The organism is Nocardia sp. NPDC050630, assembly GCF_044457245.1.
GTDB lineage: Bacteria > Actinomycetota > Actinomycetes > Mycobacteriales > Mycobacteriaceae > Nocardia.
Window position 1 is genome coordinate 72,090 of record NZ_JBITGN010000021.1, and the last position, 21,596, is coordinate 93,685.

Annotated in this window: 20 protein-coding genes; 8 read left to right on the plus strand and 12 right to left on the minus strand. The window is 65.1% G+C overall.

The genetic code is table 11. The annotated features are described in order from the left end of the window. Positions 1 to 89: 89 nt before the first annotated feature. The 6 genes from ACIBG0_RS34845 to ACIBG0_RS34870 all read right to left on the minus strand — a co-directional run bounded on the left by ACIBG0_RS34845 (position 90) and on the right by ACIBG0_RS34870 (position 7,302). On the minus strand, positions 90 to 2,795 hold the full coding sequence (locus ACIBG0_RS34845; protein ID WP_397038674.1) for a DEAD/DEAH box helicase: 2,706 nt from the start codon (positions 2,793 to 2,795) through the stop codon (positions 90 to 92). After that, positions 2,792 to 3,745 (minus strand): twin-arginine translocase subunit TatC, encoded by a 954-nt coding sequence (tatC, locus tag ACIBG0_RS34850; protein ID WP_397038563.1) that lies wholly within the window; start codon positions 3,743 to 3,745, stop codon positions 2,792 to 2,794. Before tatC ends, ACIBG0_RS34845 begins: the two co-directional genes overlap by 4 nt. A 105-nt stretch (positions 3,746 to 3,850) precedes the next feature. Beyond that, positions 3,851 to 4,123: a Sec-independent protein translocase subunit TatA gene (gene tatA, locus ACIBG0_RS34855; protein ID WP_397038565.1), complete on the minus strand. Its 273-nt coding sequence runs from the start codon at positions 4,121 to 4,123 to the stop codon at positions 3,851 to 3,853. Positions 4,124 to 4,242: 119 nt separating this feature from the next. Continuing rightward, complete coding sequence (locus ACIBG0_RS34860; protein ID WP_397038676.1) at positions 4,243 to 5,268, minus strand: 2-dehydropantoate 2-reductase; 1,026 nt, start codon at positions 5,266 to 5,268, stop codon at positions 4,243 to 4,245. Positions 5,269 to 5,302: 34 nt separating this feature from the next. After that, positions 5,303 to 6,310, minus strand: a complete 1,008-nt coding sequence (locus ACIBG0_RS34865; protein WP_397038566.1) for a helix-turn-helix transcriptional regulator — start codon at positions 6,308 to 6,310, stop codon at positions 5,303 to 5,305. After that, positions 6,307 to 7,302, minus strand: coding sequence for a helix-turn-helix transcriptional regulator (locus tag ACIBG0_RS34870; RefSeq protein ID WP_397038568.1), 996 nt, complete (start codon positions 7,300 to 7,302; stop codon positions 6,307 to 6,309). The genes ACIBG0_RS34865 and ACIBG0_RS34870 overlap by 4 nt, the downstream gene beginning before the upstream one ends. Positions 7,303 to 7,390: 88 nt before the next feature. Between ACIBG0_RS34870 and ACIBG0_RS34875 the strand changes: the two genes are divergently transcribed. After that, positions 7,391 to 7,687, plus strand: coding sequence for an MTH1187 family thiamine-binding protein (locus ACIBG0_RS34875; RefSeq protein ID WP_397038570.1), 297 nt, complete (start codon positions 7,391 to 7,393; stop codon positions 7,685 to 7,687). Positions 7,688 to 7,975: 288 nt separating this feature from the next. Here ACIBG0_RS34875 and pafA read toward each other — a convergent pair whose 3' ends face one another. The 5 genes from pafA to dop form a co-directional block, all read right to left on the minus strand. Next, positions 7,976 to 9,334, minus strand: coding sequence for a Pup--protein ligase (gene pafA / locus ACIBG0_RS34880; RefSeq protein WP_397038572.1), 1,359 nt, complete (start codon positions 9,332 to 9,334; stop codon positions 7,976 to 7,978). A gap of 174 nt (positions 9,335 to 9,508) precedes the next feature. Beyond that, on the minus strand, positions 9,509 to 10,291 hold the full coding sequence (gene prcA, locus ACIBG0_RS34885) for a proteasome subunit alpha (RefSeq protein ID WP_397038573.1): 783 nt from the start codon (positions 10,289 to 10,291) through the stop codon (positions 9,509 to 9,511). Further along, positions 10,288 to 11,169: a proteasome subunit beta gene (gene prcB / locus ACIBG0_RS34890; protein WP_397038575.1), complete on the minus strand. Its 882-nt coding sequence runs from the start codon at positions 11,167 to 11,169 to the stop codon at positions 10,288 to 10,290. The genes prcA and prcB overlap by 4 nt, the downstream gene beginning before the upstream one ends. Further along, positions 11,166 to 11,360: a ubiquitin-like protein Pup gene (locus ACIBG0_RS34895; RefSeq protein ID WP_397038576.1), complete on the minus strand. Its 195-nt coding sequence runs from the start codon at positions 11,358 to 11,360 to the stop codon at positions 11,166 to 11,168. Before ACIBG0_RS34895 ends, prcB begins: the two co-directional genes overlap by 4 nt. A gap of 387 nt (positions 11,361 to 11,747) precedes the next feature. Continuing rightward, on the minus strand, positions 11,748 to 13,247 hold the full coding sequence (dop, locus tag ACIBG0_RS34900) for a depupylase/deamidase Dop (protein ID WP_397038578.1): 1,500 nt from the start codon (positions 13,245 to 13,247) through the stop codon (positions 11,748 to 11,750). Between the two features lie 138 nt (positions 13,248 to 13,385). On the opposite strand from dop, the gene ACIBG0_RS34905 reads away from it, so the two are divergent. The 3 genes from ACIBG0_RS34905 (at position 13,386) to ACIBG0_RS34915 (ending at position 16,108) form a co-directional block, all read left to right on the plus strand. Next, positions 13,386 to 14,600, plus strand: a complete 1,215-nt coding sequence (locus ACIBG0_RS34905; RefSeq protein ID WP_397038579.1) for a DUF418 domain-containing protein — start codon at positions 13,386 to 13,388, stop codon at positions 14,598 to 14,600. Between the two features lie 217 nt (positions 14,601 to 14,817). Continuing rightward, positions 14,818 to 15,555 (plus strand): hypothetical protein, encoded by a 738-nt coding sequence (locus ACIBG0_RS34910; RefSeq protein ID WP_397038581.1) that lies wholly within the window; start codon positions 14,818 to 14,820, stop codon positions 15,553 to 15,555. A 19-nt stretch (positions 15,556 to 15,574) separates the two neighbouring features. Continuing rightward, positions 15,575 to 16,108: an NUDIX hydrolase gene (locus ACIBG0_RS34915; RefSeq protein WP_397038582.1), complete on the plus strand. Its 534-nt coding sequence runs from the start codon at positions 15,575 to 15,577 to the stop codon at positions 16,106 to 16,108. Positions 16,109 to 16,166: 58 nt separating this feature from the next. Here the strand turns inward: ACIBG0_RS34915 and ACIBG0_RS34920 are convergent, their stop codons facing one another. Next, positions 16,167 to 16,919 carry a TetR/AcrR family transcriptional regulator gene (locus ACIBG0_RS34920; protein WP_397038584.1) on the minus strand — a complete coding sequence of 251 codons (753 nt, stop codon included), beginning with the start codon at positions 16,917 to 16,919 and terminating at the stop codon, positions 16,167 to 16,169. A gap of 98 nt (positions 16,920 to 17,017) precedes the next feature. Between ACIBG0_RS34920 and ACIBG0_RS34925 the strand changes: the two genes are divergently transcribed. The 4 genes from ACIBG0_RS34925 (at position 17,018) to ACIBG0_RS34940 (ending at position 21,377) form a co-directional block, all read left to right on the plus strand. Further along, positions 17,018 to 17,917, plus strand: a complete 900-nt coding sequence (locus ACIBG0_RS34925) for a diiron oxygenase (RefSeq protein ID WP_397038585.1) — start codon at positions 17,018 to 17,020, stop codon at positions 17,915 to 17,917. Positions 17,918 to 17,941: 24 nt separating this feature from the next. Continuing rightward, positions 17,942 to 19,519 carry a DUF4873 domain-containing protein gene (locus tag ACIBG0_RS34930; protein WP_397038587.1) on the plus strand — a complete coding sequence of 526 codons (1,578 nt, stop codon included), beginning with the start codon at positions 17,942 to 17,944 and terminating at the stop codon, positions 19,517 to 19,519. Positions 19,520 to 19,831: 312 nt separating this feature from the next. Next, positions 19,832 to 21,046 (plus strand): transaldolase, encoded by a 1,215-nt coding sequence (tal, locus tag ACIBG0_RS34935; protein ID WP_397038588.1) that lies wholly within the window; start codon positions 19,832 to 19,834, stop codon positions 21,044 to 21,046. Positions 21,047 to 21,098: 52 nt separating this feature from the next. Continuing rightward, positions 21,099 to 21,377, plus strand: coding sequence for a hypothetical protein (locus ACIBG0_RS34940; RefSeq protein ID WP_397038589.1), 279 nt, complete (start codon positions 21,099 to 21,101; stop codon positions 21,375 to 21,377). Positions 21,378 to 21,596 lie beyond the last annotated feature (219 nt).

Below are 21,596 nucleotides of genomic sequence, written 5' to 3' on the forward strand. Positions count from 1 at the left end.
AACAGGACCGACCCGGTATGAGGTGCGTTCCTGTCCGACTCCTCCGCCACGGTCGGTACGCGAAAGAAATCAAATCACAATCGAATCGGCTACGCGGCGTCCACGGCTACGACACCCCGTCGGATCGCGCGCACGGCCTTGGCCGCGGTCCCCGCGACCTCGATATCGTCGGCGGTTCCCTGGATCTGATCGAGCAGATCGATCACCTGTCGGCACCACCGCACGAAATCGCCAGCCGACAGCGGCGCGTTCTGATCACCGCTGGCCAGCAACGACTCGGCCAACCCATCGCCGCGCGCCCATTTGTAAACACCTGTCACGAAACCGAGATCCGGTTCACGGGTGGGCGGCAGCTTGTGCCGTGCCTCATCCGAGCGCAACTCGCTCCACACGCCGACGGTCGCGCCGACCGCACGGCGAACCGGTTCGGTTGGGCCGCTGGCACCGAGATAGCCGCCCTCCTGGCGGGATTCGTACACCAGAATCGAAACCACCGCCGCCAATTCGGCCGGCCCCAGCCCGCGCCACAGCCCCTGTCGCAGACATTCGGCGACCAGCAGATCGCTTTCGGCGTAGATCCTGGCCAGCCGACGACCGTCGGCAGTCACCTCGCCCGCGTCCACGAACCCACGCTCCTGGAGCAGGCCGAGGATCCGATCGAAGGTGCGTGCCAACGAATTGGTAGTTGCGGCAACCTTCTGGCGCATCGTCTCGGTCTCGCGCAGCAGCCGGTTGTAGCGCTCGCCGACCCGGCTCATCTGTTCGCGATCGGGCCGGGTGTGCGCCGGATGCGAACGCAGACTGCGCCGCAAAGTCGATAGCTCGCGGTCCTCGCCCGCCTTCGAACGATCGCCACGCCGCGACCGACCCGGCGCGGAGATACCGGTGCTGCGCAATGCCGAGGCCAGATCGCGCCTAGTCCGTGCCGTGCGGTGATCGATCTTGCGCGGCAGCCGCATATGGCCGAGGGTCTTGGCGGGTACCGGGAAATCAGCGACCGACACCCGCCCCGCCCATTTGTCCTCGGTCAGCACCAGCGGACGCGGATCCCCCGGCGTGACATCAGGCTCCAGAATCACCGCGAGCCCTGCCCGCCGCCCGGACGGAATGGCCACCACATCACCGCGCCGCAGGGACACCAGCGCGTCGACCGCGGCCCCGCGCCGATCGGCCCGACCTTGCTGTTCGATCTGACGTTCGCGCTGCTTGATCCGCTCGCGCAGGGAAATGTATTCCAGGAAGCCGCCGTCCTCGCCGCCGAGTTGATCGCGCAGCTTGCGCAGCTGCCCCTCGTTGCGCTCGATCCCGCGCACCAATCCCACTACCGATCGGTCGGCCTGGAACTGCGCGAAGGACCGCTCCAGCAGCGCCCGCGACTCGTCCGCGCCCATCCGATCGATCAGATTGATCGACATGTTGTAGCCCGGCCGGAACGAACTGCGCAGCGGATAGGTTCGGGTGGATGCCAGACCGGCGACCGCACTGGTGTCGACCTCGGGCTGCCACAGCACCACCGCATGGCCCTCGACATCGATTCCGCGCCGTCCGGCCCGACCAGTGAGCTGTGTGTACTCCCCCGGCGTCAGCTCCGCGTGCGACTCACCGTTGTATTTGACCAGCCGTTCGAGCACTACCGTCCGCGCGGGCATATTGATGCCCAATGCCAATGTCTCCGTGGCGAATACGGCCCGCACCAAGCCGCGCACGAACAGTTCCTCGACGGTATGCCGGAAGGCGGGCAACATACCCGCGTGATGCGCGGCCAAGCCCCGGCGCAGCGCCTCGCGCCACTCCCAGTAGCCGAGCACCTCGAGATCACCTTTGGGCAGATCCCCGGTGTGCTTCTCGATGATCGCGTCGATCTCTTCGGCCTCGTCCGCACGGCTGAGGTCCAGTCGAGAACGCAGGCATTGGGCAAGTGCGCCATCGCATCCGGCCCGGCTGAAGATGAAGGTGATCGCGGGCAGCAGCCCTTCCTCATCGAGTTTGGCCAGCACCTCCGGCCGGGGCAACGGCCGGAAGTTGCGGTTGCCACCGCGACCGCGCGGTCCGCCACCCCACCCGTTCATCCGGTCCGCCGCCTCGCGGTGGCGGATATAGCGCACCAGATCCTCGTCGACGAGCACCTTCTGATCGCTGGAATTGGTATCGAACAGATCGAACATCCGCCGCCCGACCATAACGTGCTGCCACAGTGGCACCGGGCGCGTCTCGTCGACGACCACCGCCGTATCGCCGCGCACGGTCTCCATCCACGCGCCGAATTCCTCGGCATTGCTGACCGTCGCGGACAGGCTGACCAGCCGCACATCCGGTGACAGATGCAGGATGACCTCCTCCCACACCGCGCCGCGGAAGCGGTCGGCGAGGTAGTGCACCTCGTCCATCACCACATACGACAGTCCGCGCAGCGCGTCCGAGGAGGCGTAGAGCATATTGCGCAGCACCTCGGTGGTCATCACGACCACCGGCGCGTCCGGGTTGATCGACTGGTCACCGGTGAGCAGGCCGACCTGGTCGCGTCCGTGCCGCTCGGTCAGATCGGCGAACTTCTGGTTCGACAGCGCCTTGATCGGCGTGGTGTAGAAACACTTTCCGCCCGCCGCCAATGCCAGGTGCACCGCGAATTCGCCGACGACGGTCTTACCCGCGCCGGTGGGAGCACAGACCAGCACGCTGTGCCCGCCCTCGAGGGCTTTGCAAGCATTGCGCTGGAAGGGATCCAACCCGAAAGTCAGCTCGGCGGAGAACTTTGCCAGCTCGCCCGCCTGCGACTGGTGATACGTCACGCTCAGAGGGTATCGGAGTAGTCCGACACGGGTCGCGCCGATTTCTCCGGGGGCTCCATGATCGAATCGGCCGGGTTGATCGGCTCGGGGCCGGAGATCGTGGAGGCGTCCTCATCCGAGAGTGCCGCCAATTCCTCGGCCTCTCGACGCGCGCGCCGCTTGTCGTTGATCCGGGAGAACTGGATGGCGACCTCGAACAGCACCGTCAGGGCCAGCGCCAATGCCAGCATGGAGAACGGATCCTGCGGGGTCACGATCGCGGCGAAGACGAAGAGCCCGAAGACAATTCCGCGCCGCCACTTGGCGAGCTTGTCGTAGTGCAGCACCCCGACCAGATTCAATCCGACGACCAGCAGCGGGATTTCGAAGCTGACACCGAAGATGACGAGCAGCTGGATGATGAAGCTGAAGTATTGCGAACCGCTCAGCGCGGTGATCTGCGCGTTGTTGCCGATGTTCAGCAGGAAGCTCAACGCATGCGCGACGACCCAATACGCGAGTACGGCGCCGGTCACGAACAGCGCGCTGCCGGAGGTGACGAATCCGACCGCGTACTTGCGCTCCTTCGCGTACAAACCGGGCGTGATGAAGGCCCAGATCTGAGACAGCCACACCGGGGCGGCCAATACCACGCCCGCAGTCATGCCGACCTTCAGTCGCAGCATGAACTGTTCGAAGGGCGCGGTCGCGAGCAGGCGGCAAGCGCCGTCGGTGGTGAGCACGGCCCGCGACGAGGCGGGTAGCGAACAGTACGGTCCTGTGAGCAGTGAACCCAGGCTTTCGATACCGAAGACCGTGTGCGCGTACCAGAAGAAGCCGAACAGCGTGGTGACGACGACCGCGGCGATCGAGACCAGCAGCCGACGGCGCAGCTCCTGCAGATGCTCGACCAACGACATGGTGCCGTCGGGATTCGTCCTGCGCTTACTGCGCCGGGGATCGAACGGGATTCGCATGGTGGTGTGTTGGCCCCTGAGGTCGACGGTGCCCGCGGCGGTCGGCGGGCAACAGCACTGCGCTCGGAGCGAGTTCGCTACTCACCCCGACGGCAAAAGCTGAGCTCAGAGCGACTTCGGCTGGGCCTGGGGCTCGGCCTGCGGCTGCGCGACCGTCGGCTGGACAGCCGAAGCCTGCGGAAGTTCGGCGGCCGGTTGCTGGGCCGGTGCCGTACTTGCCTGCGCGTTGCTCTCGCTCTGCATCTGGCTGACTTCGCTCTTGAAGATGCGCAGCGAGCGGCCCAGGCTGCGGGCGGCATCGGGCATACGCTTCGCGCCGAAGAACATCACGAAGACCGCGGCGATGATCAGCCAGTGCCAGATGCTCAGACTGCCCATGATTAAACCTCCAAAGAATGTGGTAGCTCCGATGCTACCGGACTATGACATGCGAGAACGCCCGCGTCCGTCTGCGTTCAACCGCACCTATACGACACCAAGTTCGCGGCCCGAGGCGTTCAAGATCGCCGCGCGGCCGTTCGCAGTTGCTCCAACAGTTCCGGTCCGGTCCAGTCGCGGCCATCGCCGTTTTCGGCGGCCACGATCAGCTCGATGAGTCGCTGATTGACCGGTGTCGGCAGTCCCACCATCGCACCGAGACCGACGATCTCCCCGCACAACCAGGAGATTTCGGTCTTTCGACCGAGGGCGAGGTCATCGGCCATGGACGAGCGCGCCTGCGGATCGATCGCCAGCACCGTCGCGGCGACCCGGCGGAAGATTCCGTCCGGAACGGTCAGCAGCCGGGCCATCCATTCCGGCGGCAGCGGCGTCAGCCGGGCGGGGCGAATTCGCGCTCTGTTCATCGCGGCCAGCGCCTCGCGCTGGGTGAGTGCCAGGCAGCGCCGGAAGTCGCGGTCGGACAGTTCCTCGCGCAATGGCAGACCGGATAGCGCATTGATCGGATTATTGAGGTTGAGCAGCAGCTTCGCCCATTGCACCGGCAGCAGGTCCGGATACCGCCGCAGTGCCAGACCGGCCAGCGCGAAGACCTCGGTGAACTGCGCCAGGGCCGGATCGTCCTGCACCGCGAGTCCGCCCTCGGTACCGCGGTGAAAGCGCCCATCGCGATGATGCACGACGTTGAACATCACCATGCCCGCCAGCACCACGCAGGTAGGCAGGATTTCGCGGATCACCTTGTCGTTGCCGATCCCGTTCTGCAGGCTCAGCACCACGGTGCCGGGACGTATCTTGCCATCGAGATCGCGCACGGCCGCCGCGGTCGCGGCCGACTTCACCGTCACCAGCACCAGCTCGGCGGATCCGACATCCTCCGGCGTGGTCGACACCCGCACCGCATCTCCTGCTACCTCGACGTCACCGCCGTCGAGGTCGGTGAGCCGCAGCCCGGACGCGCTGATCTCGTCCAGCACCCGCTGCCGACCGACGAAAGTGACGTCGGCGCCGGCGGCCGCCAGCTTTCCGCCGACAAAGGAGCCGATGCTCCCGGCCCCCAGGACCAGCACCCGGGCGGGTGCCATCACCTCACTCACGCCGTTCCAGCCTCCGTGCGATTCATCTGGTCTCCAGCAAACCGGCCGCTTCGTAGGCGGCCAGTGCGGCGTTCGAGCGTGCGCGCACCGCGGTGATCAATTCGGGTGGGCCGAGCACCGTGACGCCGGAACCGAAGCCGAGCAGCAGCCGCGCCATCCAGTCCATCGTGGCGAACCGCATGGTCGCCTCGATGCTGCCGTCCGGGTGCACCGCCATCCGATGCATCGGGTATTGATCGAGCACCCAACCGTAATCGCCACGAATACGCAAGCGCGCCAACGGAACCGCGGGATCGTCTTGGAACAGGTCGAGTGCGGCGGCCTCCTCGGTCGCGTGGCTCGGCGGTCGAGCGGGCTCGTCGAGTTCGGTGGCCACCTCGATCCGATCGAAACGGAACAGGCGCACACCTTCGGCCTGGCGGCACCAGGCCTGCAGGTAACTGTTGTTGTCCACCAGGACAATGCGAATGGGATCGACGACACGCTCGGATACGACATCGCGACTCGCCGAGTAGTAGACCAACCGCAGCGCGCGCTGGCGGGCCAGCGCGGAACGCACCGTCGAAACCGCCGGTGCCTCGGTGGGCAGATGCTCGCGGGCGTCGTCGACAGCCTTGCCGCCGACGATGGCCGATTCCAGTTTGGCGATCGCGGCATGTGCCGCGGTCGGATCGACCATGCCCGGCATATCCACGATCGAGCGCAGCGCCACCAGCAAGGCCGTCGCCTCGGTGGAGGTCAGCCGCAGTGGCCGGTCGATGCCCGCCGAGAAGGTGACCTCGATGCTCTCCTCGGAGAACGACAGATCGATCAGATCGCCCGGCCCGTAACCGGGTAAGCCACACATCCACAACTGGTTGAGATCGCTCATCAGCTGCTTGGTAGTCACGCCGAGATCGGCGGCGGCCTCGGCGGCACTAATTCCTGGGTTCGCGATGAAGTACGGAATCATATTGAGCAGCCGAGAGAGCCGAACCGAAAGCCGACTGCGCTCGGATGTGCCTATTGGTCGCTCGCTGCGCTCGCTCATGCCGTGACCTCCGTATGGTCGAAGACCGAACGCAACCGCGCCACCACATCCGCGCGCAGTTCCTCCGGTGCGAGCACCACGGCATCGGGACCGAGTCCGGTGATCAAGCGCGCCAACCAATCTCGGGATCGGATGGGCAATTCGACAACCATGCCACGGCGTTCACCGATCGTGCGTTCCTCCAGCACGGGCCCGAGGCGGCGGATCTCGCGGCCGTGGCCTTCGGCCACCCACACCGTCGCGGTGCCGGTCACCGGTGCGCTGCCCGTGACAGTGCCGACGATCTCCCGCAGGTCCACACCCTCGGGTTTACCGACCGAATTGGGTGGGCCGTATGCGGTCACATCGTCGCCGATGCGCGATAGCCGGAAGCTGCGGACCGCGTCCCGATTCCGGTCGTGTCCGACCAGATACCAGCGGCCATTGTGTGTGACCACACCCCAGGGCTCCACATCACGCATGACATACGGCTCGTTGATCGCACCCCGATGTTCGAACCGCACCGCCTGACCCGCGTCGATCGCCGCGAGCAGCTTGCCGAGCACCGCATCGGAGCCGCGGGTGCGGGCCGGGACCGCAGGCACCGAGGCCACCGCGGCATCGGTTTCGACGTGGATTCCGGCCGCGCGCAACTTCAACAGCGCGCCCTCGGCCGCGGCCGCCAGCTCCGGCGACTCCCACATCTGCACCGCGACCGCGACCGCCGCCGCTTCCTCGCTGGTCAGATCGATATCGGGTAGTTCGTAGGCGTCTCGGTTGATCCGATAGCCCTCCACCGTCGAAAACCGGCTGACCTGTCCGACCTCCAAGGGAATCCCCAGGTCACGCAGCTCGTTCTTATCGCGCTCGAACATTCGACTGAACGCCTCGTCGCTGGCCGAATCCTCGTACCCCGCGACGCTGTCCCGAATCCGCTCCGCGGTCAGGAATTGCCGGGTCGACAACAGCGCGATGACCAGATTCATCAGCCGCTCGACCTTGGATATCGCCACTCGACACAGGGTAATCGGCCCCCCGGCGCGCCCGCGCGTCGGCGCGCGATTCACCGCATTCCGGTTGGTGCACCGCCATCATGGAGTCATGATCATCGCGTTCTCCGTGACACCGCTTGGTGAGGGTGTCGACGTCGGCCGAGCCGTCGCCGAAGCCGTCCGCATCGTGCGAGCCAGTGGCCTGCCCAATCGCACCGACGCCATGTTCACAACGATCGAGGGCGAATGGGACGAGGTCATGGCCGTGGTCAAGGACGCCACGGATGCCGTACTCGCGGCCGCACCCCGCTGCAGCCTGGTCCTGAAGGCAGATATCCGCCCTGGTGTCACCAACGCCATGACCTCGAAGGTCGAGACCGTCGAGCGCTATCTCGCCGAGAACTGAACGTCAGCCCACACTCACCGTCGTCCTCACAGACCTTTCAGCCTCCGCGCAGAAATCACAACCTGTGCGAGGTGCCCGCCAAGTCTGCGAGGACACAGGCGCGGCCTGCCCATCGACTGCCTCGCCGCCGAGCGCTCACGGAAAGCAGTTCTGCCTTCGTCCACACAGACCTTCGGCATCCCTCGCAGAAGCCGCAACCTATGCGACGCGCTCACTGGATCTGCGAGGACACAGGCGACGGCGACGCGCTCGCTTCGATTGCTGCTCACCCTCGGACGGACGAAATGCTTACATCGAGGCGATCAGCCGATCCACTCGCTCATCGACGGAGCGGAACGGGTCTTTGCACAGGACCGTGCGCTGGGCTTGGTCGTTGAGCTTGAGGTGCACCCAGTCGACAGTGAAGTCTCGGCCCGCCTCCTGGGCGGCGGTGATGAAATCGCCGCGGAGTTTGGCGCGGGTGGTCTGCGGCGGGGTGTCCACGGCGGTGTCGACGGCCTCGTCCTCGGTGACACGCTTGGCCAGACCCTTGCGCTGCAGCAGGTCGAAGACGCCGCGGCCGCGCTTGATGTCGTGGTAGGCCAGATCGAGTTGAGCGATCTTGGGATCGGACAGCTCCATGCCGTAGCGATCCTGGTAGCGCTGGAAGAGCTTGCGCTTGATCACCCAGTCGACCTCGGTGTCGACCTTGGCGAAGTCCTGCGCCTCGACCGCGTCCAGGGTGCGGCCCCACAGGTCGACGACCTGGTCGATATTGGGGTCGCGGTCGCGGTTGCGCAGGTGCTCGACGGCGCGGGCGTAGTACTCGCGCTGGATGTCGAGCGCACTGGCCTGGCGTCCACCGGCGAGCCGGACCGGACGACGCCCGGTCAGGTCGTGGCTGACCTCGCGGATGGCGCGGATCGGGTTGTCCAGGGCGAAATCGCGGAACGAGACGCCCGCTTCGATCATCTCCAACACCAGCGCCGCCGTGCCGACCTTGAGCATGGTGGTGGTCTCGGACATATTCGAGTCGCCGACGATCACGTGTAGACGCCGGTACTTCTCGGCATCGGCATGCGGCTCGTCGCGGGTGTTGATGATCGGGCGCGAGCGGGTGGTCGCCGAGGAGACGCCCTCCCAGATGTGCTCGGCACGCTGGGACAGGCAGAACGTGGCCGCCTTCGGCGTCTGCAGCACCTTTCCCGCACCGCAGATCAGCTGACGGGTGACCAGGAACGGCAGCAGCACATCCGAGATCCGGGAGAACTCACCGGCCCGCACCACGAGGAAGTTCTCGTGGCACCCGTAAGAGTTGCCCGCGGAGTCGGTGTTGTTCTTGAACAGGTAGATATCGCCGCCGATGCCTTCCTCCGCGAGGCGCTGTTCGGCGTCGATCAGCAACTCCTCCAGCACGCGCTCACCAGCCCGGTCATGAGTGACCAGCTGCGCCAAGTTGTCGCACTCTGCGGTGGCGTACTCCGGATGCGACCCGACATCGAGGTAGAGCCGAGCACCGTTGCGGAGGAACACGTTAGAGCTACGACCCCAGGAAACTACCCGGCGGAACAAATACCGGGCCACCTCGTCAGGGCTGAGCCGACGGTGTCCGTGGAAGGTGCACGTCACACCGAATTCGGTCTCGATCCCCATGATTCGTCGCTGCACACTATCGACATTACAGCCATGTCATGTACTCGCGTGGGGCTGCGGACAACCGCGGTGCATACGTCTTCACAACGATTTCGCATGTGAGCGAAATGTTCGGCGGAAAACTACCGGCCCACACGAAGGCCCTCCCGAAAAACGGGAGGGCCTTAGCAGCCGAACTACCATGGTGGACTACTCCGCGTCGGGAGCATCCTCGGACTCCGCCTCGGCGGGCGTCGTCTCGGCCTTGGTCGCCGACTTACCGCCGTTGAGCAGCTGGTCCAGGGCCACGCCCGCCACCCGGCGGAACGCCCGCCGCGGTCGCGCCTGTTCGAGCGTGGCGACCTCGAGCGAACCCACCCCGAGCACCCGCTTGTCCTTGTCTGCGGCCCCCTCGGGCACCCCGGCCTTCAGTGCCTTGACGGCTACATCAACGGCACCGGCCAGGTCTAGTCCGGGCTGGTAGGAGCTCTTCAACGCGGTCATGATCGGCTCGGTCGTGCCGCCCATCACCACGTATTCGCGCTCATCCACTATCGAGCCGTCGAAGGTGATCCGGTACAGCACCGATTCCGGTGACTGTTCCGGATAGCCGACCTCGGCCACGCAGATCTCCACCTCATAGGGCTTGAGCTGATCGGTGAAGATCGTGCCGAGGGTCTGCGCGTAGGCATTGGCCAGGCCGCGACCGCTGACATCGCGGCGGTCGTACTGGTAGCCCTTCAGATCGGCCTGCAGGATGCCGCCGCGGCGCAGTGCCTCGAATTCGTTGTACTTGCCGACGGCCGCGAACCCGACACGGTCGTACAGCTCGCTCACCTTGTGCAGCGTCGCGGACGGATTCTCCGCGACGAACAGCACACCCTTGTCATAGGTCAGCACGATCACACTGCGACCGCGGGCGATGCCCTTGCGCGCGAGCTCGGTCTTGTCGCGCATGATCTGTTCGGCCGATGCGTAATACGGCAGTGTCATGCTGAGGCACTCCCCTCTTCCGCGGCCTCGCGATCGGCGACGATCGCCCGCGTGATCTCCTCCAACCGTGATTCGGTCACCTCGTCAGCGCCCTCGTCGTTGATGACGATCGCCGTCGGGTAGATACCGCGCACCAGATCCGGTCCACCGGTGGCGGTATCGTCGTCGGCCGCGTCGAAGAGCGATTCGACGGCGATCCGCAATGCGCGGTCCTCATCGATTCCCTTGGCGTACAGCTTCTTCAACGATGACTTCGCGAACATCGAGCCCGAACCGACCGCGGTGTAACCGAACCGTTCCTCGCTGCGCCCGCCGACCACGTCGTAGGACACGATGCGACCGGCCTTGTCCAAATCGGTGGCGTGCTGGTCATAGCCGACCAGCACCGGGACCACCGCCAGACCCTGCAGTGCGGCAGGGAGGTTGTCGCGCACCATCTTCGACAGCTTGTTGGCCTTGCCGTCGAAGGTCAGCGAGACACCCTCGATCTTCTCGTAGTACTCCAACTCGACGGCGAACAATCGCACCATCTCGATGGCCATGCCCGCGGTGCCCGCGATACCGGCCGCCGAATAGGTGTCGGTGATGTACACCTTCTCGATATCCCTGCTGGCCAATAGGTTTCCCTGGGTGGCCCGCCGGTCACCGGCGATCAGCACACCACCGCGGAACGAGACCGCCACGATGGTGGTTCCGTGCGGAGCCAGCTGTTTCGCGGCGGTGCCACCGGAGGCAGTGTCACCCGAGATCGGGGTGGCACCGTCGATCACACCGAATCTGTTGCCAGGCAATAGTTCCGGTGCGTGCATGCGCAGGTGCTCGGTGAATGACGAGAGGGCGTGCCCCGGGTGGAGACGCAAGGGGTCACCTGCTGTCACTGGCCGCCCTTCTGCACATAGGCGCGAACGAAGTCTTCCGCGTTCTCCTCGAGCACATCATCGATCTCGTCGAGCAGGTCGTCGGTATCCTCCGCCAGTTTTTCGCGGCGCTCCTGTCCGGAGGCGTCAACGCCCTCCGGACCCTCGTCCTCGTCGCCGCCCCCGGCGCGCTTGGTCTGCTCTTGTGCCATGGCAGCCGACCTCCTCTGTCCTCATCATGACCAGGGCTCCATTCTGAGCACGACCCTGATCATGAGCAATGTCCGTGCCCGTACATCAACACTACCCAGCCATTCTGACAACGTGCTCGGTTATTGGTCGCGCGGGCACGGCGTGTTCGCGACTGTGTTCGATTTGCCGCGCCTTCGGCGCGGCGGGTTCGCGGCCCCCCGGTGTCTCGCGGCTGACCCTTTCGAGCGACCTGCAAGCAGTCGCTAGCGGCGCCATCGAGACTGGCGACTTCGTCGCATGCGCTTCGACGGCTCGGACGCGAGACGGGCCGCGAACTCCTCGCTCGTAAGACTCGCTCCGTCGTGGTTGCGATAACTGTTGCTACCTGGGCGTATTCGCGACTTGGGCTAGGTGGTCAGCTGTTCGACCAACTCCGCGGCGGTATTCACACCGTCGAGCAGCTTGCCGACGTGGGCCCTGGTGCCGCGACGAGGTTCCAGGGTCGGGATGCGCACGAGTGAATCACCGCCCAGGTCGAAGATCACAGAATCCCAGCTGGCCGCCGCGATATCGGCACCGAATCGACGCAGACATTCGCCGCGGAAGTACGCACGAGTGTCGGTCGGCGGCTTGGTCATCGCATCGAGCACCTGCTGCTCGTTGATCAGGCGTTTCATCGAACCGCGGGCGACCAGGCGGTTGTAGAGGCCCTTGTCCAGGCGGACATCGGAGTACTGCAGGTCCATCAGGTGCAGCTTCGGCGCGGCCCAGCTCAGACCCTCACGCTTGCGCATTCCCTCGAGCAGGCGCAGCTTGGCGGGCCAGTCCAGCAGGTTGGCGCATTCCATCGGATCGCGCTCCAGCAGATCCAGCACGTTGGCCCAGTTCTCCAGGATGTCCTTGACGCGCGCGTCATCGTTGCCGCTGCGGGCCACGAACTTCTCCACCCGGTCCAGGTAGATGCGCTGCAGCGCCAGGCCGGTGAGTTCGCGACCGTCGGTGAGCGCCACCGTGGCGCGCAGGGTGGGATCATGGCTGATCTGGTGGACCGCGGTGACCGGGCGGGCCAGCTGCAGATCCGACAGATCCTCACCCGCCTCGATCAGGTCCAGCACCAGCGCGGTGGTGCCGACCTTGAGGTAGGTCGACATTTCGGCGAGGTTGGCATCGCCGATGATGACGTGCAGTCGGCGGTATTTGTCCGCATCGGCGTGCGGTTCGTCGCGGGTGTTGATGATGCCGCGCTTGAGCGTGGTTTCCAGGCCGACCTCGACCTCGATGTAGTCGGCGCGCTGGGACAGCTGGAATCCGGCGTGATCACCGGACTGGCCGATGCCGACCCGGCCGGAACCGCAGATGACCTGGCGCGAGACGAAGAAGGGGGTGAGCCCGACGATGATCTGGTTGAACGGGGTGTCGCGGCTCATGAGGTAGTTCTCGTGGGTGCCGTAGGAGGCGCCCTTGCCGTCGACGTTGTTCTTGTACAGCTGCAGCCGCGGCGCACCTGGCACGCTCGACGCGTGCCGCCCGGCCGCTTCCATGACCCGTTCGCCCGCTTTGTCCCAGATGACCGCATCCAGCGGATCGGTGACCTCGGGCGCGGAATACTCCGGATGGGCGTGGTCGACGTAGAGCCGGGCGCCGTTGGTGAGGATCATATTGGCCGCGCCGACCTCGTCGGCGTCGATCACCGGGGCCGGGCCGTTCATCCGGCTCAGGTCGAAGCCGCGGGCGTCGCGCAGCGGCGATTCCACCTCGTAGTCCCAGCGCGTGCGCTTCGCGCGCGGCACCCCCTCCGCTGCGGCATAGGCGAGAACCGCTTGCGTGGAGGTGAGAATCGGGTTGGCCGACGGCTCGGTGGGTGTGGAGATACCGTATTCGACCTCGATACCGATGATGCGCTGCATACCCTCGAGCCTAGGCGACGCGTGGCCGGCGTCGGTCGCGACCGGCGGCATCGGCGATCTCGGATGACATCGATGTCATACCGACGGTGGTACTTCCGGAGGATACGGGCAGGCCATGGCGGCCGGGATAGTCGGACCATGACCGATTCGATCGCCGAAATCGCGGGGCGGTACCGCAAGTCGGATGAGCCAAGCACCATCACCCAGTCGAAGACTCCGACGCGGTTGGTCGCGCTGGACGTGCTGCGCGGCATCGCGATCCTCGGCACACTCGGCACCAATATCTGGATTCTCACCCATCCCGAGGGTCTGGTCGGGTACATCGACGAGGTTGGCAACCCGGCGACCGGCTGGATGTGGTCGGAGCGGGTGCTCCAGCAGCTGGCGCAGGGGAAATTCCTCGGGCTGCTCACCATTATGTTCGGCATCGGCCTGGCCATCCAGCAGGGGTCGGCGGCGCGGGCGGATCGACGGTGGCCGGGCAGCTATCCGTGGCGAGCGGGGCTGCTGTTCCTCGACGGTGTGCTGAATTTTCTGTTCATCGCGGAATTCGATGTGCTGACGGGTTATGCGGTCACCGGATTGGTCGTCGCCTTCATTCTCGCGGCAAGTGAACGAACACAACGTCGTTGGCTGACGATAGCGGCCGGATTCCATCTCGCCATGCTGACGCTCATCGGCATCGCGATGGCCGTTGCGAACCAGCAGGATTCGACGCCGCGGGAGCCGCTGGATCCGAATCCCTATGCGAACGGATCGTTCTGGGATCTTGTGCTCTTCCGACTCGAGAATGCGGGCATGTTCCGCTTGGAACCGATTTTCGTCTTCCCGATGTCGATCGCGCTGTTCCTCGCGGGTGCGCAGTTGTTCCGGGCCGGGCTGTTCCGACCGGAAGGGGCGCGGATCCGCCGTCGGCTCATGATCATCGGATTCGCTGTCGCCGCCCCGATCGATCTTGCGGTCGGCGTGCTCGAGGGCGGTGATCTGGTTTTGTTGACCAGGTACGGCACGGCCCCGGTCGTCGCCTTCGGTCTGCTCGCGCTGGTCGCGGAGTTCTACCTGCGTCGTCCGCGGGTCGGATTCATCGGCAGGCGACTCACCGAGGTCGGGCGGATGGCGCTGAGCTGCTACATCCTGCAGAATCTGGTCGCTTCGGTGCTGTGCTACGGGTGGGGTTTCGGACTCGCGTCGCGCGTCTCCCCTGACGCTCGGGTGCCGTTCACGGTCGGTATCTATTTGCTGGTCGCGCTGATCATCGTGACCCTCGCGCACCTGTGGTTGCGCCGGTTCGAACGCGGCCCGGTCGAGTGGGTGTGGAATCGCAGCTACCGCGCACTGGCCCGCGAACGCTGAGTCACCGCCGCGCTGGCGTACATCGGCGCAGTTCAACCCCCGAAACAGCCGCGAACGCGACCAGCATCGGCCAAGTGCCGACGACGGGAACACGAGTAGGGAACTACTCGTGTTCTTTTCGCATCGATGCCGGATGCTGACGCGATGTCACTGAACTGCGTCGACGTATCGATTTCAGATGCACAGGAGGTGCGTAGTGTCGGAACCGGCTCGAGCAATGAGTAAGGACCACGCGTTCGCCGAACTCGAACGTCTCGCGAATGATGACCTGATCCGCTTCGACGGGCCCGCGTCACCGGCCCTGGTCGGATTCGCAGGTTTCGACCCGCGGACCGGCCAGCCGGTACCGGGCAGCCTCGCCGGGGTGGTTATCCGCCACGGCGGCACTCCGGCGCCACCGCAACACCTCGATCCACGAAATGCACTGGCACTGGTGCGGTTCTGCCGGTTCCTTTCCGCGAATTTCGGTGTCACCGAGCTGCACACCCTCGGAATCGACGGCTGCGGAACGCATTCCGACGACTGCCACGGCCAGGGCCGCGCCGTGGATTTCGCCGGGGTCACGATGCCGGTCGGCGATGTATCGCGCCGGATCACCGTGGCAGGGCACTGGGGCACCGTCGAGACCGCGGTGACGCCCGGTGGAACGTGGCCGCCCGGCACCGGTCCCCGGGTGCGTTACCGACTCGACGAACCCGATGCGAGCCCGCTCGGCGATCCGGATGGCGATCTGTTCGTCGCCGACTTCTTCCGCAGCGTCTATGATTTCGCGGCGGGCGAATGGCAGGACTGCTCGGATAGTCCCGATCCCGCGACTGCCATCTCCGGTATCGGCGATCCGAGTTTCATTCTGCATCCCGACCATCCCGATGACCATCCGCTCCCGGCCGCGACCGGCCGCGCGGCCCACATCGATCACGTCCACTTCCAGATCGGCAAGTCCGGGACCGAGTAGGTGGACTAGCGTCGTCGGTGTGACGCTCGCCGATCGATATCCATTGCTACACAAGCCGACCCGCTGGGAATGGGGCGGTCTGGATGTGCGGTTCTCCACCGATCTGCCACCCGATGAACTCGTCACCAATATCCACGTCATCTGCTTCGTCGGCACAGAAATCGTGCTGTGCCGCGACGATCGCGATATCTGGATCGTGCCCGGCGGCACCAGGGAGGCGGGCGAAACGATCGACGCCTGCGTGCGCCGCGAACTCATGGAGGAGGCCGGGGCGCGCCCGGTCGGGGCGGTGCGGCCATTCGGCGCGCATCACACGACCACCGATCGCCCTGCGCCGCATTATCCTTGGCAGCCGCACCCGCACAAGGCGTGGCTGTGGTGCACGGCGGATGTGGTGATCGAATCCGAGCCGACCAATCCCGAAGATGCGGAGAATATTCTCGAGGTCCGCGCCTTCGCACCCGAGGAAGCAATGCGCCTGTCACGCACCGATGGCGATCACATGGCCGAATTGCTCGCCCTCGCAATCGAATTCCATTTAGTCTGGAGTTGAGAGCGTATGGAACCCCGATAGGCAGTCGCGGCGATGGCGTGGGTCTTCATGCCGTTGCTCACCCGCCGATGTGCGGAGTGGTTGATGCGGTGATCAATTGGGAGCGTACGGTTTCAGTGCGGCTGAGCAGATCTTTGACGAGGGTGTCGCGTTCCAGCGGAACACCGAGACTGCGCGCATTCCCCTCGACAAGCGCGAGCACCGATTCGGTCAGGATGCCCTCGACCTGATCGCAGGTCAGCGTTGTCGCGGCGGCGGAGCGCCAGTTGTTCACGAATCCATCGACGAAGCCGATGATGCCGAAGGCCATCGGGCGGGCACGATTCGGATCTATGCCGAAGCGCGCCAACGATATCGCGAACATATCGGCGAGCCGACCTCCGATGCGATTGCGCGCACCGGTCAGCGCCTGTGACGAATCCCCCTGCGGCGCGGCATCACCCAGGAATCTGTGCAGATTCGGATGACGCTCGACCCAACCGACATAGGTACCGACCGCGCCCCGTACGGCATCGCGCAGGGTGCCGTCCGGCTGCAGGGTCGGCATCAGGGCGGTCAACAGTGAATTCAGGATCTCCTGACGAATCTGCTCATCGAGATCGGCGCGACCTTCGAAATGCCGATATACCACCGGACGCGGCAGCCGCAGCCGGTCCGCTATCACCTGCACGGAGACCTCGACGCCCTGCTCTTCGATGACCGCGATCGCCGCATCGATGACATCCGCGCGACGGCGTGCCTTGTGGCCGTGCCATCTGGTGCTGCGACCATCCGCCCCGGCGGGATCGCGCTTTCCGCTGGTGCTGCTCACCCGCTCACGATACCCGGACTCGGCTATTGACCGTGACACTCTGTCTCACTAATCTGAGTGTTACAGCTTGTATCAGGTATTCTAGAGTTGGAGCCGACATGGGCGACGAGGCCGTAGTCATCCCGCAGGAATCTTTCGCACAGCGACTGCTGACTGGTTCGGCGAAGAAGTCGTACGAACCTGCGGTCGATATCGACTGGGACGCTCCGCTCCACCCGGACAAACTGTTTCTGCCACCCGAAGTGGTTTCGCTTTACGGCACCGCACTGTGGGAATCGATGACCCCGCAGCAGCGCCGGGAACTGTCGCGCCAGGAATTGGCCAACGTGCTCTTCGTCGGCATCTGGTTCGAGAATCTGCTCAACCGCCTGCTGCTACGGGAACTGATGCGCGATGATCCGACCACCCGGCATTCGCACTACACCCTCACTGAAATGGGTGACGAGTGCCGCCACATGATGATGTTCGGCAAGCTCATCGACCGGATCGAAGCGCGTCCGTATTGGCCGCGGCTGCCCGGCCGACTCGCCATCGGAGCCCTCCCGCTATTTCTGCGCGGATCGATGACCTGGGTGGGCGCACTCGTCGGCGAGGAGATCTTCGACGCGCTGCAGCGGCGCACCCTCGACGATCCGGAGTTGCAGCCCTTGGTTTCTCGCGCGATGCGGATCCATGTCACCGAGGAAGCACGCCACATCGGATTCGCTCGCGACGCACTGGCGCGGCGGGTGCCGACCATGTCGCAGGCCGAATTGGCCTACACCCGTTTATGTGTCGCGGTGGCCGCACCGCTGTTCGTCTACCTGATGACCAATCGGCACATGTACAACCGGGCAGGCCTGGACGGTCGCGCGGCGCGGCGGATAGCGACGAACAACCCGTACGCCAAGAAGGCACTCGGTACCGGTGCCGCGAATCTCGGTGCGTTCCTGGATAAGCACGGTTTGATCGGACCGATGGGCAAGCGAATCTGGCGCTGGCGGGGCCTGCTGGCATGAGCGGTCGAGCCCGGAGGAGCCAGCATGCATAACCACCGCTCATGCCACACCCAGCAGAGCACGACCGAACCCGAAATCGTCATAGTCGGGGCCGGTTTCGGTGGGATCGGAATGTCCGTCGAGTTGCGCAAGGCCGGATTCGACGACTTCATCGTGCTCGAGCAAGCCGACGAGATCGGCGGAACCTGGCGGGAGAACACCCGGTGGACTCGCATGTTCGCCAAGCGGCCGGAGACACCGCAGTATCTGTGCCGCACCGTGGACAAATTCGATATCCGCACGCGTATTCGGCTGCGCTCCGAAGTCGTCACACTCGACTTCGATGACGAAACGGACCGCTGGCACGTACGGACCTCGGACGGGCGACATTTCCAGCCGCGAATGGTGGTGATGGCAATGGGGCCGCTACATGAACCGAGCATCCCGGACTTTTCGGGCCGAGATATGTTCCGGGGACACAGTTTTCGCTCGGCGCAATGGGATCACGACTTCGAGGCAACCGACAAGCGGGTCGCGGTCATCGGAACCGCTGCCAGTGCTGTGCAATTCGTGCCGCAGATCGCCGAGCACGCTGAGCAGGTGACAGTATTCCAGCGAACACCGCACTGGACGGCGCCGAAGCCGGATCGCACGCTGTCGCCGGTGGAGCATTGGATGTTCCGGTATCTCCCAGGCGCGCATCGGCTCTACCGCTGGGCCAGCTATGGGGGTTATGAGTCGTCCAACAACATGCTGCAGCGCGAGAATGTCGCGCTGGTGACCGCACCGATCGCCTCGATAACCGAGACCGGGATCATCACCACCGATGGCATCGAGCGGGAATTCGATGCCATTGTGTACGGGACCGGGTTCAAGATTTCCGACCGGTTCGCTGATCAGCACATCGTCGGCGTGAACCGGCTCAGTCTCCACAAGGCCTGGCGCACTGGGATGGAAGGATTTCTCGGCGTCGCCGTGCACGGCTTCCCGAATCTGTTTCTCATCATGGGCCCGAATTCCGGCGGTGGAGATCAGTCCATCGTCTCCATGATCAAGGCACAGGTTCGCTACATCCGCCAATGCCTGGAGTTGCTACGCACGACCTCCAACAGCCGGATCGAAGTCCGCGCCGCGACCCAGCACGAGTTCAATCGGCGCGTGCGGTCGAAACAGGCTGGCACCGTGTGGAATTCGGGCGGCCGCCGGAGTTGGTACCTGGACGGACACCGGGTGAATCGGGCCGCCGCCTGGCCGGGATCCGGCATCTCCTACCGGCGCGCTATGCGCCGACCGGATCCCAGCCACTACGACCTGACTGTGCCAGCGGATCGTGAACCGACGCACGACTATTCGGGTCCGGCGCTACTCGACGCCCCTGGCGCGGAGGTTCCGGTCGAGGTCACCCTCAGTGGGCATGTTGAGCCGATCGATGGCCGCTACCACTGGTACGGACGCGTCGCCCCGAGTGATGGCTACGAGTTACCCGATCCCGGACGCGCCGAAGTGCTCCTCACACTGCCCGGCGGCGAGCCGACCGCGGGTCGCCTCCAGGAGCGCGACCCCTGGGGCAACCTCCGGATCGTCGGTATCGGCACCCCGCCCTACCCGCTAGCCACTATCTGAGTCGCGGGCCGCAGCAGCCACGCGCGCAACGCCTCGGTGACCTCGTCGGGGCGTTCTTCCATGGTGACGTGGTTGCATGAGCTCGGAGTGGGGCTGACTCACGCCCCATCCCAGTCCGCCTGGCAGCACGCCCACTGTTTGCTACCTGGCGAACCAACCGCGTAGGCGCGGCTGTTCACGGCCTGCGGTATTGCGGACCGGCGTCGCGCCGCCGGAACCGGGTATCCCGCATACGGCCAGGTGGAACGCGACCGCCACCCCGGTGAGCATCTGGCCACCGGCGTAGTCGACAACCCCTGGAAGGAGAAGCTTGTGTCCGACCCGTTGACCGCATTGACCCAAGCTGGAGTGTCGATCTGGCTCGACGACCTCAGCCGCGGGCGGCTGACCGACGACAGCCTGGCTCGCCTGGTGCGCGACCAGCATGTGACCGGGGTGACGACCAACCCGGCCATCTTCGCCAAGGCCATCACCGGCAGTGACACCTACCCCGACCAGATACGGCGCCTGGCGCTGCGCCGTGTCGATCTCGACACGGCATTACGGGAGCTGACCACCTACGACGTGCGCTGGGCGTGTGATGTCTTGCGCCCGGTCTACGACGCCACCCAGGGGGTCGACGGGCGGGTATCGATCGAGGTCGACCCACGGCTGGCACACGACACCGACCGCACCGTCGCCGAAGCCCATGCACTGTGGTGGCTGGTGGACCGGCCCAACCTGTTCGTCAAGATCCCCGCCGCCAAGCAGGGATTACCCGCGATCACCGCCTGCCTGGCCGAGGGCATCGACATCAATGTCACCTTGATGTTCTCGCTGCACCGCTACCGACAAGTGATCGAGGCGTTCCTGGATGGGCTCGAACTCGCCCACGCGAACGGCCGTGACATCGCGCGAATCCATTCGGTGGCATCGTTTTTCGTATCCCGCGTGGACATCGCCGTCGACCAGCGGCTCGACAAGCTCGGCACCGATCAGGCCGCGGCCCTGCGTGGCGCCGCCGCGATCGCCAACGCGCGGCTGGCGTATCAGCTCTACGAGCAGTACCTCGACAGCGACCGCTGGCGGGCGCTGGCACGCGCGGGAGCACACCCGCAACGCCCCTTGTGGGCATCGACCGGGGTGAAGGATCCCCGCTACGACGACACCCGCTACGTCACCGAGCTCATCGCGCCCGGCGTGGTCAACACCATGCCCGAAACCACCCTGCACGCGGTCGCCGACCATGGCGATATTCCCCGCGACAGCATCCACGGCACCTACCCGCAGGCCCGGCAGGTGCTCGACGAGCTAGCCGTGCTCGGCATCGACTACGACGAGATCGTCACCAGCCTGGAAGACGACGGAGTCGCCAAGTTCGACGCCAGCTGGGACCACCTCACCACTGAATTGTCGACCCCCCCTGACCGCGTCGCTGCAGTGACCGCCATGCCCGACTGCTTCGCCCGCCACGGCATCGCCCGAGCGCCACACGACCGCGCCGTGATGGACCCGGCTGACCAGACCGACCTCGCGGAACACCCATGACGAACCCAACAGCCGCGACACGCTACCCGACACCGATATGGAGCGCGATCCCATGCCCGAACACCTCAGTGTGGAACCCGTGATCGACCACGAATACCGTGTCCGCATCGACGACCACGGCGACTTCATAGAGTCCCAATTCGTCGTCGACGCCGACGTCCTGGTCGAACTCGGCTTCGACCCCGCCGACGAACAACGCATCGTCGAACACACCGCCCGATTCCTCGCCGACCACCAACCCGTCATCGACTTCCCTACCCTGGTTTACCTCGACGAAGTCGCCGCCGCCTATCGCGACTATCCCGATGACCTACGCCGCAGACTCGAATAACACCGGCCAGGGATATCAACCATTCATCGGAACCGATGGTCGATAACCTCGCGTGGAAGCTGCTCAGGGCTCGGGTAGGCGATCAGCACTCGGCGACCGTCGGGGTCGACGCCGTCGACGAAACTGATCCCGTTCGCAGTGTTGGTGTACGTAGCGGAATAGCATGCGCGCAGTCGGTTTTCTGCAGGCTGATAATTGTCAGGTTGATAATTGTTTCTG

What these genes read in the sequence shown, in the direction of transcription:
- dop (WP_397038578.1), bottom strand. Translation starts at nt 13,247, where the DNA reads ATGCAGCGCATCATCGGTATCGAGGTCGAATACGGTATCTCCACACCC.
- tatC (WP_397038563.1), bottom strand. Translation starts at nt 3,745, where the DNA reads ATGCGAATCCCGTTCGATCCCCGGCGCAGTAAGCGCAGGACGAATCCC.
- ACIBG0_RS34860 (WP_397038676.1), bottom strand. Translation starts at nt 5,268, where the DNA reads ATGGCACCCGCCCGGGTGCTGGTCCTGGGGGCCGGGAGCATCGGCTCC.
- tatA (WP_397038565.1), bottom strand. Translation starts at nt 4,123, where the DNA reads ATGGGCAGTCTGAGCATCTGGCACTGGCTGATCATCGCCGCGGTCTTC.
- ACIBG0_RS34865 (WP_397038566.1), bottom strand. Translation starts at nt 6,310, where the DNA reads ATGAGCGAGCGCAGCGAGCGACCAATAGGCACATCCGAGCGCAGTCGG.
- ACIBG0_RS34905 (WP_397038579.1), top strand. Translation starts at nt 13,386, where the DNA reads ATGACCGATTCGATCGCCGAAATCGCGGGGCGGTACCGCAAGTCGGAT.
- ACIBG0_RS34940 (WP_397038589.1), top strand. Translation starts at nt 21,099, where the DNA reads ATGCCCGAACACCTCAGTGTGGAACCCGTGATCGACCACGAATACCGT.
- ACIBG0_RS34895 (WP_397038576.1), bottom strand. Translation starts at nt 11,360, where the DNA reads ATGGCACAAGAGCAGACCAAGCGCGCCGGGGGCGGCGACGAGGACGAG.
- ACIBG0_RS34930 (WP_397038587.1), top strand. Translation starts at nt 17,942, where the DNA reads ATGCATAACCACCGCTCATGCCACACCCAGCAGAGCACGACCGAACCC.
- prcA (WP_397038573.1), bottom strand. Translation starts at nt 10,291, where the DNA reads ATGACACTGCCGTATTACGCATCGGCCGAACAGATCATGCGCGACAAG.
- ACIBG0_RS34925 (WP_397038585.1), top strand. Translation starts at nt 17,018, where the DNA reads ATGGGCGACGAGGCCGTAGTCATCCCGCAGGAATCTTTCGCACAGCGA.
- ACIBG0_RS34910 (WP_397038581.1), top strand. Translation starts at nt 14,818, where the DNA reads ATGAGTAAGGACCACGCGTTCGCCGAACTCGAACGTCTCGCGAATGAT.
- ACIBG0_RS34875 (WP_397038570.1), top strand. Translation starts at nt 7,391, where the DNA reads ATGATCATCGCGTTCTCCGTGACACCGCTTGGTGAGGGTGTCGACGTC.